This is a genomic window from Vibrio wakamikoensis (assembly GCF_050337275.1).
GTDB lineage: Bacteria > Pseudomonadota > Gammaproteobacteria > Enterobacterales > Vibrionaceae > Vibrio > Vibrio chaetopteri.
On the sequence record NZ_JAKJST010000018.1, the window covers coordinates 203539 to 219595 of the forward strand.

Consider the following 16057-nt stretch of genomic DNA (forward strand, 5'->3'; position numbering starts at 1 on the left):
CTGCATCAACTTTTTAAACCAAGAAGAAACCATGAAGAACTATCTGACTACATTCTTAAAAGGAATGGCGATGGGTGCAGCGGACGTTGTACCTGGGGTATCGGGAGGTACGATCGCCTTTATTACTGGTATTTACGATACGCTACTTGAGAGTATTCGCCGCGTAAACCCAAGTATACTGGGCATCTGGAAACGTGATGGCTTTAAAGCGGCATTTGACCATATCAATGGCTTTTTCCTTATCGCTCTATTTGGCGGCATCCTAACGTCAATCCTGTCATTGGCGAAGTTCATCTCTTGGGCTCTAGAAACCCACCCTGTTCCAGTATGGTCATTCTTCTTCGGCCTTATCTTGGTCTCGGTCTACCACATGATTAAACAGGTCGAGCAAAAGACGCTGTCTCGCTTCGTGTTCTTGCTACTCGGCGCGGTCTTTGCCTACAGCATCACGGTTCTTAAACCGCTGCAAATGGATCCAACCAGCCTAAACATCTTCTTCGCGGGCTGTATCGCGATTTGTGCGATGATTCTACCTGGTATCTCGGGCAGCTTTATTCTTCTATTGCTTGGCATGTACACACCTGTATTAGGTGCGGTTAAAGGTCTTCAACTAGACGTTATGGTGATCTTTGCGATGGGCTGTTTGATTGGTCTACTATCGTTCTCACACGTGCTGTCTTGGTTACTGAAGCGTTTCCGTGATTTCGCTCTAGTGTTCCTTACGGGTCTAATGCTTGGCACCTTACCTAAGCTTTGGCCTTGGAAAGAAACCATTTCATGGCGTACCAACTCAAAAGGTGAGCAAGTACCACTAATCCAAGAAAACCTATCACCATTCAACTTTGAATCTGTGACAGGTCAACCTTCGCAACTGGCAACTGCCGTTGTTCTAATGTTAGTGGGTATTGGCCTAGTACTAGCGCTTGAAAAGGTTGCGGAGAAAGGTGAGAAATAATCCCACCGGCTAGAAAGAAAAGGCTCACTTAGTGAGCCTTTTTTGATCGTATTGGAACGTAAGTTAGAACACAAAGTTAACCATGATGGTGTACATGTTCGCGTCGGTGTCCGAGCCTGGTGAGTCGATAAATGGTCCACTGATCGGTCGACCGTTATTATCCAACCCAAAACTCTCAAATCGCTGCCATTCTGCATTAATCGATACGTTGTATAAAACATCGTACCTCAGGCCGAGAGTCCAACTATCGCCTGTCTTTCCATCATAAGCGTTGTCATCAGAAGCCTCACGATAAGTCTGACCGTAAGCTATGTAAGGCGTAAATTTCTGCACTCGATAAGCAGCACTGCCATACCAAGACGAGCCTAAGTCATTTTGCTGCCCTTCAGCCGTTAACTTCAACTGACCAAAGTCATACTCACCACCGAGTGAATAGAGCTTTATATTTTGATCCGGCTGCCTTTGCTCATTCCATGGCGCTGGAACCTGGTGGAGCTTTATTATCTGGTCAAAATTGGAATCTAGATAAGCAAAGTTCACTCTAAAACTATCACCAATAAGCTGTAGATTTGCCCCCCACATATTTTTAGTTTCAAACTCCAACGTCACGGAAGGATTAAAATCAACTTCATTATTGTCTTTAAACCCAACAAACGGCGTGAGAGCCAGTTGCAACTCATCATTAATACCATAGTTCCAAGTCACACTAGCGCCATTAAACGCGGTGATACCGAGTATGCTGTTGTATACCTCTTCATTTGGTCTGGCCATTGTGTAAGCGTGACCGACATAGTAATACTCAGACGCCAAAAACAGAGGCAACCGAAGGCGTCCTCCTCTAAACTCAAAGTCTCCAATTGAGTAACCTAAATAGGCCCACTCCAACTGAGGTTCGCTCCAGTGATCTTGAGGGCGTTTAACAACCTGTACCGACGCTTTGAAAGCCTCGTAAAAATAATCTAACTGCACGCCAAACGTAGTATCACAATCAAAGCAGTTTTCATCACTGACATTACGATTGATCATCACTGGCATATCGTTGTCAGAGCGTGCCCAAGAAGTGGAACCAAACCCACTAATCGAAAAGTTTTCGGTAATATCCACCGCGGAGAATGCTGGTATTGATACCGCTGCTAAGCTCATTGTAAGAAGTTGTTTTTTCATTATTATTTATCCTCACTCACCACATAGAGTACTTTCGCTTCACTCGGTACTGCATCCAGCGGCGCATAACCAATTCGATTCGGCTTTTCAGTCAGCCATGCCACCAGCGTGATGACGTTAGCATTGCCGATTTCTTTTGGCGGTCTTGCTTTACCAGAGAAAGATAGACTTGCCCAATAGGCATTCATTTGTGCCACATCTTTGCCAAGTAAGGATTGATAGAACTCAGAGCGTTCGCTAGAGGCCTCTGGCCAGTCAGAGAGTTCCACCCGTTTGCCTTGCAGTGACTTGGCCTTGCCTCGATACAGCATCCTTGCCTTACTGCGGCTAAGTTCATCAAAATCTTGATTGAAAGTAAAAACGGCGTAGTCAGTCGCAGCAAAAGCACGACTATCCGGTGGGACAAGTGCAAGACCAACAAAGAGCATGGTCATGGTGACCAGTACTCTAATTGGCCGAGCTTTTGGAGAAGAACTGACTAACCGCATCATCACCTCGTAAGTTGACTATTTCTCAAATAGGGCTGCGCTTTCTTACAACCTAAATGACGTTAGAACACAAAGTTAACCATTAACGTGTACACGCTGGCGCTGTTATCAGGTAATGGTGTAGACGGAATAGTAATCGTTCTTTCTGGAGCGAATGGACCTGTGCCATCGTTCAGTACTTGGACGTACTGATATTCGGCATTAATAGACACATTACTCAACAAATCGTATCTAACGCCCAGTGTCGACGTCATATTTGAGCGCTCTCCATCTTGATACAGCTGTCCGTATGCTATGTAAGGAGTAAACGGCGCCATTCGATAGCTAGCCAAGCCATACCAATCCATACGCCGCGATTCTGTCTTTTGGAATTCAAAGGTTGTTTTGAGAGCACCGAACTCATATTCAGTACCGATAGAATATATTTTAACGGTGTTCCGATCGGTACCCTCTATCGGAAATGTAGACTCGAAAGGAGGAAATGGTATGGATACAAACCCCGTACCCGAAGAGGTCACATCAAACTCGCCATCCATCACCGAAAAGTTCCAGCGATAAAAATCACCAATCAGCTTGGCGTTCAATCCGTAAAGACGATCGGTTTCAAAATCTAACGCAAAGGTTGGGCTAAACTCGACCTTGTTGTTGTCATTAAAACCTACATAAGGAGTTAAGGAGAGCTGGAGTTCATCCGTTAAGTAATGATTCCAAGTAACAGCGAAGCCGTTATAGCCGGTTATGCCGAGAAAGGCGCCATACACTTCAGTAGGCAGCCTCGCAAGGGTGTAGGCTTGCCCTACATAGAAGTATTCAGATGCTAAATACAGCGGAAGACGCTGGCGGCCAGCTCGGATATCAAAATCCCCCACTTCATAACCAACGTACGCCCACTCTAGGGAAGGGTTGCTCCAATTATCCTGTGGTCGTTTGACGCCTTGAACCGATGCTTTAAACCCGCTGTTGTAATAGTCCAGCTGCAAACCAAAGGTGGTGTCACAATCAAAGCAATTCTCATCTTTGATGAAGCGATTGATAAATAGTGGAGTATCGTTATCAGAGCGAGCCCATGACGCAGAGCCAAAGCCACTAAATGAAAGCGTATCGGTGAGTTCAATGACAGCGTGAGCCGGTGCGCAAAGTGCGGCTAGAATAAGCGTGTGAGACAGTTTCTTCATCATTACTTGCCCCCCTCGACCACGTATAACACATTGGCACCATCTGGCAGCGCGCCAAGAGGTGCATAGCCAATACGCTCAGGTTTCTGGCTTACCCATTCAACCATAGCATCAATATTAGCGGCATCGATTTCTTTCGGAGGGCGGGCTTTACCGGAGAATGAGAGGCTTGCCCAGTAAGCGTTCATCTGCGCCACATCTTTTCCTAGTAGCGATTGATAGAAATCTGCACGTTCAGATGAGCTTTCAGGCCAGTCCGATAACTCAACCCGTTTGCCTTGCAGTGACTTGGTTTTACCTCGGTAAAGCATGCGCGCTTTACTTCGGCTAAGCTCGCTGAAGCTTGAGTTCATTGAAAAGATGGCGTAAGAGTCTGACGCGCTCACTTTGGGCGTGTAAAAAGAGGCTGCGAATATCATTAAGGCTACCACTAGCAAGCCCATGATATTTCCAAGGTTTGTGCATTTTAGCGAATGACGTTTTTTAATCATTATTATTACACTCTAGCGAATTCCTTTCCTAGACTTAGGTTAGATTAGTTTACGAACAGTGATGTTCAAGAATATTCGCTAGGAATCCGGGATATGAATGCGTTAAACAAGATGTCGATCAAAACTCGAATCATTTTAATGGCTGTTTTGCCCTTAATTGTGATTTTAGTCTTTTCCGCTTGGGAAGCGTTCCGAACACAGCGAAACCTGCAACAAATGTCGGTACTTTCTCATCAATCACAGGCACTTGGCTTTTTAGAAAAATACAGCGCCATCCTCCACAATGCGCGCTTGGAGAAGCTCCAACGAACATTTAACAGCAACAAAACTGTCATATTTCCCAAGTTAGATGAATGCCTCGATAAATTACAACTTGTACTCGGCAAAGCCTATTACCTGACCGATATAGAAAGCGTCCAAAATACACTTGATGAACTTAGAGAAGCACAGGCAGAAATAGAGTTTGTTGCGGATATTGAGGAGCTCGAGGAATGGAGTTCTTGGGTTGAGGAGTTGGTCTCTGTTCTTATTGCCAAGCTTGAAGGCGTCAAAGTCGATACAGGTTCACGCTCGATTGAATCTCACCTTAGCGCACTATTCACTCTGGAATGGATACGTTTTTGGGCAACCGAAGAAAACTGGCTTATTCACATCGACATCTATGAAGGACATGGTTCTAGCCATGAACACCAAGAGGGAAACCATCAAACACTCAGTACGCTGTTCGAGAGGCAACAATACCTCATCGACCGATTCTTGAACATCAATGCTGATGCTTCGCAAGTCAGTTTACTTCTTAAAACCTTCTCTGATGAATCCTTCATCAAGAGCATTCAATTTCGAGACCGTGTACTGAGCGAATCGGGACCAAAGCCCAAACTTGTAGAGATCGTAGAAGGAGTGGAAGCCCTGGATCGTCGCTTAGAGCTTATTCAACAAGCCACGGAACAGATCAACCAGCAACTTTCCAATGAAATGAGCATGGACATCAGTGCTCTCGAAACTCGGTTATGGCTCACCATAGGGATTACCTTATCTGTGATGCTAGCGCTACTTATCCTTAGCTTTAACATCGCTCGCCGCATCATCTTTTTCTTGAACAATACTCTAGAGACATTTGAGAAGATTGAGAAACATGATGGTGCTAACGTACTAGCTTCTACAGAAGGACACGACGAATTTAGCCATTTTGGCGGACAGATGAATCGTCTAATAGAAGAGCGACGTGAAAACGAGCGCCGCATGATAGCGGCCAAAGATGAAGCCGAACGCGCCAATGTCGCGAAAAGCTCTTTCTTAGCCAACATGTCCCACGAAATACGCACCCCGTTAAATGGCATTATCGGCATGTCAGGGATCTTGTCGGATTCCCAGCTCGATCCCGTGCAACGCGACTATCTCAACACCATAGAAACCTCATCACAGACGCTGCTGATCTTGATCAACGATATCTTAGACATATCTAAGATCGAGTCTGGTAACCTGCTCATCTCGCTTCACAGCTCAAACTTACGTGAGATCGCCTACGACACGATCGCCATCGTGATGTCAAAAGCCAAGGAAAAAGATCTCGATCTTCAAGTGCGCTTCAAACGTGGCATGCCACATATGCTCATTATCGATGATCACCGTCTGCGCCAGATTTTAATGAACCTCATGTCCAATGCCGTCAAATTTACTAGCGAGGGTCATGTGGGTATTAGCATCGATGTTGAGCATATTGGTGGGGAGCGATGTGCGCTGACGATGTCTATCGAGGACACAGGGATTGGTATCGATAAAGAAAAACAAGATTCAATCTTTAAGCCCTTTACTCAAGAAGACAGCTCAGTCACCCGCCAGTTCGGAGGAACCGGTTTAGGATTGGCGATTTCCTCTCAACTGGTTGAGCTTATGGGAGGACGAATAGAGATCGACTCAGAAAAAGGCAAAGGCAGCCGCTTCTTCTTCACTATAGAGTCAGGTATTGCTCAAGAGAAAGCGCCAACGTCACCACTATTGAATCAAACTCAGTTTGTTGTCATCACCAATCAACAAGGCTTCGCGCAATCGGTAACCGATGAGCTCACCCATTTTGGTTTACAGCACCATGTGATACACACGCAGTTGGGTGAAATTACGGATGTTACAAGCAACAGCATCATCATCTATTGCATGGATGATAGCCAAAATGCTCGTACTGACTTGATGAAACTTGGCGTCACCTGGTCTTCAACCCCTATTGTTTTGGTTCAACCACAAAATGCTCCCGCAGGGGATTATCAAGGGCTTATAGCCGGGCTTGTCACCTATCCGCTACTCGGCGCTCGATTAATTGATGCACTCTCTAACGCGCCAAAACAACACCAAGCACTGGGCAAAACGAGGGAGCCAAAACTCGAGGTAGTCGGAAACGGTAACCCAGCAGAACATATCAGGGTCAAGCCGACACAACCGACACTGCAAGAGATGGCAAAAAGTCCCGATAACCAATCCATCTTGCTGGTAGAAGATAATCTGGTTAACCAGAAGGTGGCCTCGTTACTACTCAAAAAATCCGGCTATCACGTAGATATCGCCAACAACGGACAAGAAGCCTTGAACTTCCTATGCGATGACAGCAATTACTATCACGTGGTGCTGATGGATTGCATGATGCCAGTGAAGGACGGTTTTACCGCGTCAGAAGAGTTTCGACTGTATGAAGAGCAGTATAATAAGGCTCGAACGCCTATTATCGCACTCACGGCTAGCGTGCTCGATGACGACATACAACGCTGTACCAATAGCGGGATGGACGATTACGTCTCTAAACCCTTCAACAAGTCTGTGCTGCTAGAGAAAATAAAAACCATTCGAGAGCAACCAGAGTAGCACTTGATTCTTATCTAACACATCGATTCAACATGAGGCTTTTTATGCGCTGACTTTTTCTCTAAAATCAGCGCAACGTTTTCTATCAAGATCAAATCATGAACAAGAGCTTCATTACTAATGTCATCGCACTTGCGCTACTTGGCGCGGGTTATCAACTGGATAATAGCCTACTGCTATACGCGGGTCTTTTCGCGTTCTCCGGTGCCGTTACCAATTGGCTAGCCATTCACATGCTGTTTGAGAAGGTGCCCGGGCTTTATGGCTCAGGCGTCATCCCAGCTCGCTTTGAAGATTTCAAACTGGCCATCAAGAACCTAATGATGGAGCAGTTTTTTACCAGCGAGAACATCGACCGCTTTCTTAATAAAGAGATGGGCTCGGGAATCAATATCAACCTTGAGCCAGTACTAGAAAAAGTCGACTTCAACCCTGCCTTTGATTCACTGGTTGAAGTTATCGAAAACTCTCAATTTGGCGGCATGCTCGCCATGCTTGGCGGCTCAGAAGCGCTTCAGCCAATGAAAGAGCCATTCGTCGAGAAAATGCAGCAAGCTGTCATCGACATTAGCCAAAGTGACTCGGTCAAACAGGCGCTGATTGAGCAACTTGAATCCCCAGCTATGCTTGATGAAGTAAAAGGCAATGTAGAAGCCATTATCGACCAACGCCTTAGCGAGCTAACACCAAAGCTAGTAAAAGAAATCGTTCAGAAGATGATTAAAGAGCATCTAGGCTGGCTTGTCGTCTGGGGCGGCGTATTTGGTGGTGTGATAGGCGTTATTTCTTCGTTGATGATGTAACGCAGCTTCAAATCAGTTATCGAAAATAAAAAAATTCGAGCTAGAAATGGCTCGAATTTTTTTATTTTCGATAACCTATCAACGACGACGTAATAGATTACCAGTCACGTTGTTTGAATAAATACATAGCCATAGCATTCACATATCATGACTGCCATAATTGAGAAACTAGTGCACTTGGTCAATCAACATGAGCAATAAGATAAACGTCATCACCCTCCCTAAGGGAAACCCCTGTCAGATCATCGACAGTGCCTTCGATGACGAAGGCGGGATTATTGGTGCTCATCGACATGACTACTTTGAAATCATTTGGTGCTTAGATGATGTAGGCAAACAGGGCATCGATTTTGTCGAGTATCCGAGTAAAAAAGGGCGCTTTTTCACCATCGCACCGGGACAAGTTCACGAGACAGCCGAGCTCACTGACAATTATCGTATGATGATTTTCTCAACCGATTTTCTTGAGAACCGTCCGCGCCACCAGCGTATGTTCAATGCCGTCTTTCGCTCTCACGATGACCAACAGCCCTACTTTGATACCTCTGATGAAGGACTCGCCTATTTCGAGCCACTCTTTAGCCTGCTACTGGATGAATTCCACCAACCACAAGCCGATTGGGATCTGATTGAGTCACTGCTTACCAGTTTTTTGCGCTACTTGCTAAGATTTTCCATCGACACCGAAGACACACAGGTGGTAAAAGATGCTCGTATTACCAAGGTACTTGGGCTGATTGAAAGCCACTATCGCTCACAACGCCACGTTCAGTTTTATGCCGACGAACTATCCATTACCAGCAAACGCCTCAACGAGTTAACCAAGAAGCATGTCGGTAAGACCATTACCCGCCTTTTGCATGACCGAATCCTATTAGAAGCGAACCGAGACCTACTATTTTCCACTAAAACGGTAAAAACCATCGCTTTGGACTTAGGCTTTGATGATCCTTCTTATTTTGGACGCTTTTATCGAGGTCTAATGGGTGAGTCTCCGGCAGAATTTCGAAAACGGACGTCAAAATAGTACCAGATAAAGGTCAGTATATCCCTTTCTTAGCCCAGTTTTGGTAACGATAATACCAGTAATAGTGTTTGTATTACTTTCAACGTATTTTGGTTATCCATGAGCATAAATCTAAAGTCTGATCCGATTCAGAAATCGTTTATTCAGTATTTGTTGCCTGCATTATCGGGCATGGTCATCAAATCCATCTTCATAATGGGTGACGCTTGGTTTGTGGGCAAAGGCGTTGGTGCTGAAGGTCTGGGTGCCATCGCTCTCACAATTCCGGCGTACTCTCTTTTTTCTGCTATCGCCATGATGATTGGTATTGGTGGCGCAGCGCTGATGTCGATTGAATTTGGCAAGGGCAACCTCAAAATCGGTCAAACCTTGTTTAGCCAATCGATGCTAGCAACGGCAATTATTACCACGATTACTGTCGTGTCTGCGTTGATTTGGCTAGATGAGATCATTGCGCTCATGGGTGCCAGCGGCTACATGGCGCAGCTCGCGCACGATTATTTAGACGTTATGCTTAAGTTCTTCGTGCTCTATGCGTTGGCTTGGGTCATGTCTTGCTTTGTGCGCAACGATACCAACCCGAAACTGGCCATGTATGCCATGTCACTGGGCGCAGTAACAAACCTAGTTCTTGATTACTTCTTTGTACTTGAGTTTGGTTGGGGCATGAAAGGTGCCGCCTACGCGACGGCTATTTCACAAGGTGTCATTGCAATTGTTCTACTGACGCATTTTTGGCAGCAAAAAGGACAGCTACGCTTGAGCTTGGAAGGTTTAGGGCTAGATAAAGTCGGTCAAATCTTGAAAATCGGCGTTCCGACATTCTTTATCGAGATCACCTCTGCACTGACCATTTTGCTATTTAACTATGTGCTACTTAGCCAGTTTGGCGAGAGTCATATCATCGCTTACGGCTTAACAGCTAACGTCGGTGTGTTTGCGCTGTTTGTCATCGTTGGTATCAACCAAGCTTGTCAGCCAATCATCAGTTTTAACTACGGTGCCAGCAAAACCGAGCGCGTATACAGCACACTCAAGCTTGGACTGGTAACTTCCATTGGCAGTGGACTGTTATTCCTGTCGATTATCTGGTTCACAGCGCAAGACGTGGCACAGTTCTATTTGGGTGCAGAGAGTGAATTACTAGAGCTTTCCGCCACAGCTCTGCTGTTTTTCTTTTATGCCACGCCGCTTATGGGGCTTAACCTGGTCGTTGCCAATCTATTTCAAGCCATTGCCAAACCGAATCAAGCCACCATTATTTCGCTGGCACGCGGTTTTGTGTTTGTCGCGCTAGGGGTGGTTATTCTGCCAGGTCTGTTTCCTGCCAATGGTATTTGGGCAAGTATCCTGTTTGCCGAGGCCGCTACAGCACTAATCAGTTTAGTCTTACTGTTTGCCTTCCTTAAAAGGCAACAGATGAACCTGTCTGAAGCATAACGAGTGCAGCTCTCTTACTATCAACCTTGAACGTAAGAGAGCAATTTTTCACGTAGCCATAAATTGGCTTTGCTATTCTGCTCTCTCTTATGCCCCATCAGAACATAGCTTACCGGCAATGAGCTAAATGGAACCGGCAAGATCTGCAATCCAAACTGCTCGGAAAACTGCTTAGCCATATTCAAGCTTGTCATACCAATGCTTTCGCTGCTCCCGACTAACGCCATTAGAGCGAGAAGCGACTCACATTCTGCGGCGACTTTGCGCGGCTGAATATGTTCCTTGGTAAAATAGTCCACCAGAAAAATCTCTTCGCGGCGCAGTTTTAGTGTGATGTGTTTTTCTTGGTAATACTCCACAGCACTGATCGCCCCCTGAATTCGAGGATGCTGCTTGCTGGCTATCACACAAATCTGGTCTGAGAAGAACGGCTGAGTAAAATAGCTTGATGTCGAGGACTCAGAAAACTCAATCGCTAAATCGGCCTGCCTTAGATTGAGCTTTTCACGTAGTTGCGCTTCGGTAACAGTTGTCGGAGACAGCACAATTTCACAGTTCCCTAAACTTTTATCGGCTTCGATTTTCGGAACTAGATTAAGCATCACAGGTTCCGTGGCGTACACCACGAAACGACGCTTTCCCTCAACAGAAAACTCTTGGGCGTCATTCAATGTGTTTTCGATGGCTTCCAATGCAGGTTCTATTTGACGAGCCATCTCATGCGCCAAATGCGTTGGGGCAATTCCTCTCCCATCTCGAACAAACAGTTGTTGGCCTAACTGGTTCTGCAGCCGCTTAAGAGCACCGCTAACACCAGGCTGGGTAAGGTCGAGTACTTCTGCCGCTACGGTAATGGATTGAAAGCGATACACAGTTAAAAACACGCGCATTAGATTGAGATCAAAATCAGACAGTTTCATATATATAGCCAATAGTTATGTTTTAACTAAATTTATATGCATGTTTGGTTATGAGTCAAGCCGATATAGTGACCTTGTTTCCTGTTAATACTGTGATGAGGTTTTCTATGCTTCGAACGCTTACTCCTTCAACTATCGCTATCGCTGTTATGGCGTCATTCGCTGCTAACGCTGATTATGCAGGCCTTGAGGACTACCAAGGTAAACCTGCAAGCTCCCATACGCTGGAGGCCAATCAGACGCTTGCTTCTACACTACCGTGGCAAGACACGTCTGCATTTGACCGCACCAAACGTGGCCTTATCGCTGAATTTGGTACCCATGCTGCGGGTGAGCTTAAAAACCGATTTGAGTTTATGGCAGAGCTTTCTGTCGATGAGATTCCACCGACAGTCAATCCATCAATCTGGCGCCAAGGTATGCTCAACTATGCAGCTGGCGGCCTTTATGAAGTGACTGATGGCGTGTACCAAATCCGCGGCGCTGATCTCTCCAACATGACCATCTACCGTACAGACAATGGTTATGTGATTCACGATCCTTTACTATCGAAGGAAGCGGCTGCGGCCTCTTGGGACTTTGCCAAACAGCATCTACCAAAAATCAACGGTGAGCACAAAATCACAGGCATGATTTACTCTCACATGCACGCGGATCACTTTGGAGGCTCTCGTGGTGTCTATGAGTCTGGTGACTTCAGCGAAGGTGCGCCAATCTATGCGCCAAAAGATTTCATCAAGGAACTTGCTGACGAGAACGTGATAGCAGGTACCGCGATGGGACGCCGCGCCAACTATCAGTACGGCACAACGTTGGATAACGACGAAAAAGGCATTGTCGACAACGCACTTGGTCTGGGTACATCACGTGGAGAGGTCACGTTGGTAGCACCTACCACTGAAATCCAAGAACGCGAGAAAGTGATCACAATCGATGGTCTCGATTTCCATGCCATCAACATGCCTGGCGCAGAAGCACCAGCTGAGATCGTGCTTTATGTGCCTCAATATCGCTCTCTAAACACTGCTGAGCTGACTTACGATGGTATGCACAATATCTACACCTTCCGCGGCGCTAAAGTTCGTGACGCGCTGGTGTGGACTAAATACCTGACAGAACTAAAAATGCGTTACGTTGATACGGGTCTGGTCGACAACATCCACGCTGCGCACTCTGCGCCAGTTTGGAATGATGCGAATACGCCGCAAAATGAAATTGCCGATTACATGACACTCCAGCGTGACAACTACGGCTTTATTCATAACCAAGCCATGCGTCTCGCAAACCACGGGGTAACTATCCACGATGTGGGACGCGAAATAGAAAATCTGGTTCCTGAGTCTCAAAAGCAAACTTGGCACACTAACGGTTATCACGGCTCATACAGCCATAACGCTCGTGCCGTTGTAAACCTATACCTGGGATATCATGACATGAACCCAGTGAACACCAACCCACTGCAAACACAAGACAAGTCATGTGTGTATGTGCAAGCAGCCGGGGCAGATGTTCTATTCAACGCGGGCATGGAGCACTTTAAACATGGGGAGTATCAAGAAGCTTCTCAGCTGTTTAACGACCTGGTGCAATGTGACCCAAACAATGTGACCTACCGCTATGCGCTTGCAGACAGCTTCGAGCAGCAAGGCTATCAATCTGAAACCATGGCTTGGCGAAACTCTTACCTACAAGGTGCGGTTGAGCTTAGAACTGGCGAGATCCAACCTTCTATCAAGCTGGCCTCAGCAGACGTGATTGCCAATACACCAACGGGAATGTTCCTAGACTTCATTGCTGTTAGGCTTAATGCAGAAAAAGCCGAGCAAGCAGGTTTAGACTTTAACTTTGGTTTGTATCATCCAGATGTGGAAGAGCGATACTACGGCGAAGTGTCTAATGCCAATATGAGTAACATCGAAGTCGATACTCTACCGGAAACCAATGTAGAACTTATCATCCACAAATCGGATCTTACCCGAGTGGCACTTGGCCAGACATCACTTGATGAGCTGCTGAAATCAGGTCAAGCCGGTATCAAGGGCGACGCTGAACTCATTGGCAAGCTCGCGGCTTCACTCGATGAGTTTGATGGCATGTTTGAAATCTTACCTATGCCGAATAAGTAAGACGAATCACAAACGAAAAACCCAGAGCAACGCTCTGGGTTTTGTCTATCTGCGCAGGGCTCTTGTTATCTAAAACAAACATCTGCCCATCGTGCCAACCCTGCTGTAACCGAGCCAAAGTAGTTACCCGAGACTACTGGAATATTTGGCAGCACATCTTGAACCGCTTTGCGAAGAACAGAAGAACGTGCCGATCCTCCCGTCATGTAAATCACATCCGGTAACGTGCCCGCTTGTTGCGCCGCTTCTTTAACTAGATCTTGAATTTTCTTGGTCGGATTATCAATCGCCGCCGCCATATCTGATTGGTTGATTTCAATACCTACATGTTCGCTGTAGAGATCGAGCATCGCTTTGTATTCGGCATTTTCTTCGAGCGCAATCTTGGCTTTTTCAGCCTCACGAATCACCGCATAGCCTAAAGTTTCTTGGTGCAAAGCAATCAGCCGATTCACTTTTTCAGGCTCCAACGCCTCTTTTGCCAGTAACCTTAGCTCTTTCAAGTTGTCGTGAGCATAGAACTTTCTTTGCGCTTGTACGTCGTTGATTGCAATAGGATTCCAGAACTGAGTCACGGGGATATCTAAGCCAGAAAGACGTTTCGTCCCCATACCAAAGGCATGCATAAAACGGCGAAATGCGATGTAAATATCCAAATCGTTACCGCCGACGAGCTGACCTGTATGGGCAATCAGCGATTGCTGTCTGTCGTCTTTTCCAACCCAGGATGGTCCCATCTGAATGTAAGAGCAGTCAGTTGTACCACCGCCAATATCAACTACCAGTACGTTTTTGTTCTCTGTCAGGGTAGATTCGAATTCAAGCCCAGCGGCGACTGGCTCATATTGAAATTCGACATCTTTAAAGCCAGCGCGATTTGCCGCTCGCAGCAAAATTCCTTCTGCTTGGAAGTTAGATGCATCGCCACCTCGTCCTAGAAAGTTCACCGGGCGACCGATGACAGTTTGCTCAATTGTCCTCTCTAGATTTGCTTCCGCTTTACGTTTGACGTTACTCATCATGGCGCAAACCAGATCTTCAAAGAATGAAAGCTGCATATCACGCAGCCCCATTGCACCTAAGAAGGATTTTGGGGACTTAATGTAATAGACATCTTTCGGATCTTCTAAATAGAGATTCAGAGCTTGCTCACCAAACAGCACATCGCTTGGGATCACCTCAATACCTTCTTCACGGTTCATCTTGACGGCACGGCGCAATACAGACTCACCAATGTCATTGGATGGACGAATGTCTAAACAGCGAAATAAGTATTCTGATACGGTTTCTGCTGTTGGTGCACAGAGTGTTGATGCAATGTAGCAGTTATCCCCTACAAGCGGGATTTGCTCAACGCTGCCATTGTTTAAATGCGCTACGGAGCAGTTTGCGGTTCCGTAATCAAAACCGATAGCCATAAGAATTACCTCAACACGTGAAAAAGGCCGCAAAGAATAGCAGCCTGACAATGAACTTCAAGCGCCAAACCGTAAACCCTGCACCAATAGACAGGTCAAACACAAAAATGGGGCTACGATCTGTCGTCGGAGCCCCATTCGCTTTGTTTACACTGTAAAACGCGCTTAGCCAAAGTACCTAGTCAAAGATAGCGATACTTTGACGACTAACCGCAACAAGATCGCCGCGATTATTCCAAATATTGGCTTGCGCGTGAGCATAGCCTTCTGCGGCTTGCCTTGTGTGGGACTGATATGCAAACCAATCTTCAGGCTGCACTGAGCGGTGGGGATGAATAAACTCCAAGTTCCACATCATGGTGCTGGCTGGTGCTGGCGTTCCCATCATCTGCAATACGCCGGGAGGCCAGGCATCAACCAGACAGATTAAATGCGCGTCTGAGATGGATTCAGGAGAAACCTTAAATCGCATCCAACCCCATGTATGTGAGTCTTTACTTGCAGTAAAAGGCAGGTGGCCACGGGCAAGTGCTAGGTCAATGTGTGACGTGTAGTTCGGTGCACCTTGCTCAATCGATGGAAATCTTGGTAGGTCATCGGGTACTGGCATGATGTGGTTATCGTTGTTGTTCACTACAATTTTGGACTCACGATCGGCACCAAAACAGCCCTGTTGGAACACCGCCACTTGACCATTTTGCACCAAACGCGCACTGAGCTGAGAAACGCTTTTGCCTTCCCTAAGAACCTCGACTTCAAAAGTGAACGGCACATCCACCAAAAGCGGGCCAACAAAATTGGTGTTAAGCGAGCGCAGCACACGCTCGCCAGTCAAGTGAGACTGCATCACGGTATACAGCAATGAAGCGGATAACCCACCAAAAACGGTTCTCCCCTGTCCCCATGACGCCGGGATCGACATATGTTCACTGGTTTTCGCACACAGCTTGGCTGTTGCGATTAATTCGTCGAAGTGCATCCCTACCACCTTATGTTAACACCTTGTTACTTAACAATAACTGGTCGGATGGGTTGCTGCAAGAGGTGTTACCTGATTTTGTTACATTTTACACACAAAAGGAAATAACATTCCGTTACCACAACAAACAATCCATTAACAAGAATCAATAGGCGGCTCTTTATTGACGAGAGTAGAACAATCATTCTACACTACAGGTAGTATAAACATTCTACCTG

13 protein-coding genes are annotated in these 16057 nt (G+C 46.2%); 6 read left to right on the top strand and 7 right to left on the bottom strand.

The window, feature by feature from the left end; all coding sequences use genetic code 11:
• The first annotated feature begins 31 nt into the window (after positions 1–31).
• Positions 32–955 carry a polyprenyl-phosphate transporter gene (locus L4C42_RS10320; protein ID WP_353500014.1) on the top strand — a complete coding sequence of 308 codons (924 nt, stop codon included), beginning with the start codon at positions 32–34 and terminating at the stop codon, positions 953–955.
• A gap of 63 nt (positions 956–1018) precedes the next feature.
• Here L4C42_RS10320 and L4C42_RS10325 read toward each other — a convergent pair whose 3' ends face one another.
• The 4 genes from L4C42_RS10325 to L4C42_RS10340 form a co-directional block, all read right to left on the bottom strand.
• A complete protein-coding gene (locus L4C42_RS10325) occupies positions 1019–2119 on the bottom strand; it encodes a porin (RefSeq protein ID WP_353500015.1) in 1101 nt (366 codons plus the stop codon).
• 2 nt (positions 2120–2121) lie between these two features.
• Positions 2122–2553, bottom strand: a complete 432-nt coding sequence (locus L4C42_RS10330; RefSeq protein ID WP_418643022.1) for a hypothetical protein — start codon at positions 2551–2553, stop codon at positions 2122–2124.
• A 116-nt stretch (positions 2554–2669) separates the two neighbouring features.
• Positions 2670–3782 carry a porin gene (locus L4C42_RS10335; protein WP_418643021.1) on the bottom strand — a complete coding sequence of 371 codons (1113 nt, stop codon included), beginning with the start codon at positions 3780–3782 and terminating at the stop codon, positions 2670–2672.
• Between the two features lie 2 nt (positions 3783–3784).
• Positions 3785–4225, bottom strand: a complete 441-nt coding sequence (locus tag L4C42_RS10340; RefSeq protein ID WP_418642693.1) for a hypothetical protein — start codon at positions 4223–4225, stop codon at positions 3785–3787.
• Between the two features lie 141 nt (positions 4226–4366).
• Here L4C42_RS10340 and L4C42_RS10345 point away from each other — a divergent pair, with 141 nt between their 5' ends.
• From L4C42_RS10345 to L4C42_RS10360, 4 genes are all read left to right on the top strand, one after another.
• Positions 4367–7126 carry a hybrid sensor histidine kinase/response regulator gene (locus tag L4C42_RS10345; RefSeq protein ID WP_429760396.1) on the top strand — a complete coding sequence of 920 codons (2760 nt, stop codon included), beginning with the start codon at positions 4367–4369 and terminating at the stop codon, positions 7124–7126.
• Positions 7127–7224: 98 nt separating this feature from the next.
• Positions 7225–7929 (top strand): DUF445 domain-containing protein, encoded by a 705-nt coding sequence (locus tag L4C42_RS10350; protein WP_418642692.1) that lies wholly within the window; start codon positions 7225–7227, stop codon positions 7927–7929.
• A 190-nt stretch (positions 7930–8119) separates the two neighbouring features.
• A complete protein-coding gene (locus L4C42_RS10355) occupies positions 8120–8956 on the top strand; it encodes a helix-turn-helix domain-containing protein (protein WP_353500019.1) in 837 nt (278 codons plus the stop codon).
• A 99-nt stretch (positions 8957–9055) separates the two neighbouring features.
• Positions 9056–10396: an MATE family efflux transporter gene (locus L4C42_RS10360; protein WP_429760399.1), complete on the top strand. Its 1341-nt coding sequence runs from the start codon at positions 9056–9058 to the stop codon at positions 10394–10396.
• A 20-nt stretch (positions 10397–10416) separates the two neighbouring features.
• On the opposite strand, the gene L4C42_RS10365 is transcribed toward L4C42_RS10360, so the two are convergent.
• On the bottom strand, positions 10417–11316 hold the full coding sequence (locus L4C42_RS10365) for a LysR family transcriptional regulator (RefSeq protein WP_353500021.1): 900 nt from the start codon (positions 11314–11316) through the stop codon (positions 10417–10419).
• A 107-nt stretch (positions 11317–11423) separates the two neighbouring features.
• On the opposite strand from L4C42_RS10365, the gene L4C42_RS10370 reads away from it, so the two are divergent.
• On the top strand, positions 11424–13442 hold the full coding sequence (locus L4C42_RS10370; RefSeq protein WP_353500022.1) for an alkyl/aryl-sulfatase: 2019 nt from the start codon (positions 11424–11426) through the stop codon (positions 13440–13442).
• Between the two features lie 65 nt (positions 13443–13507).
• Here the strand turns inward: L4C42_RS10370 and yegD are convergent, their stop codons facing one another.
• Both yegD and L4C42_RS10380 read right to left on the bottom strand, forming a co-directional pair.
• Positions 13508–14860, bottom strand: coding sequence for a molecular chaperone (yegD, locus tag L4C42_RS10375; protein WP_429760402.1), 1353 nt, complete (start codon positions 14858–14860; stop codon positions 13508–13510).
• A 178-nt stretch (positions 14861–15038) separates the two neighbouring features.
• A complete protein-coding gene (locus tag L4C42_RS10380; RefSeq protein ID WP_353500024.1) occupies positions 15039–15839 on the bottom strand; it encodes an acyl-CoA thioesterase in 801 nt (266 codons plus the stop codon).
• Between the last annotated feature and the right edge of the window lie 218 nt (positions 15840–16057).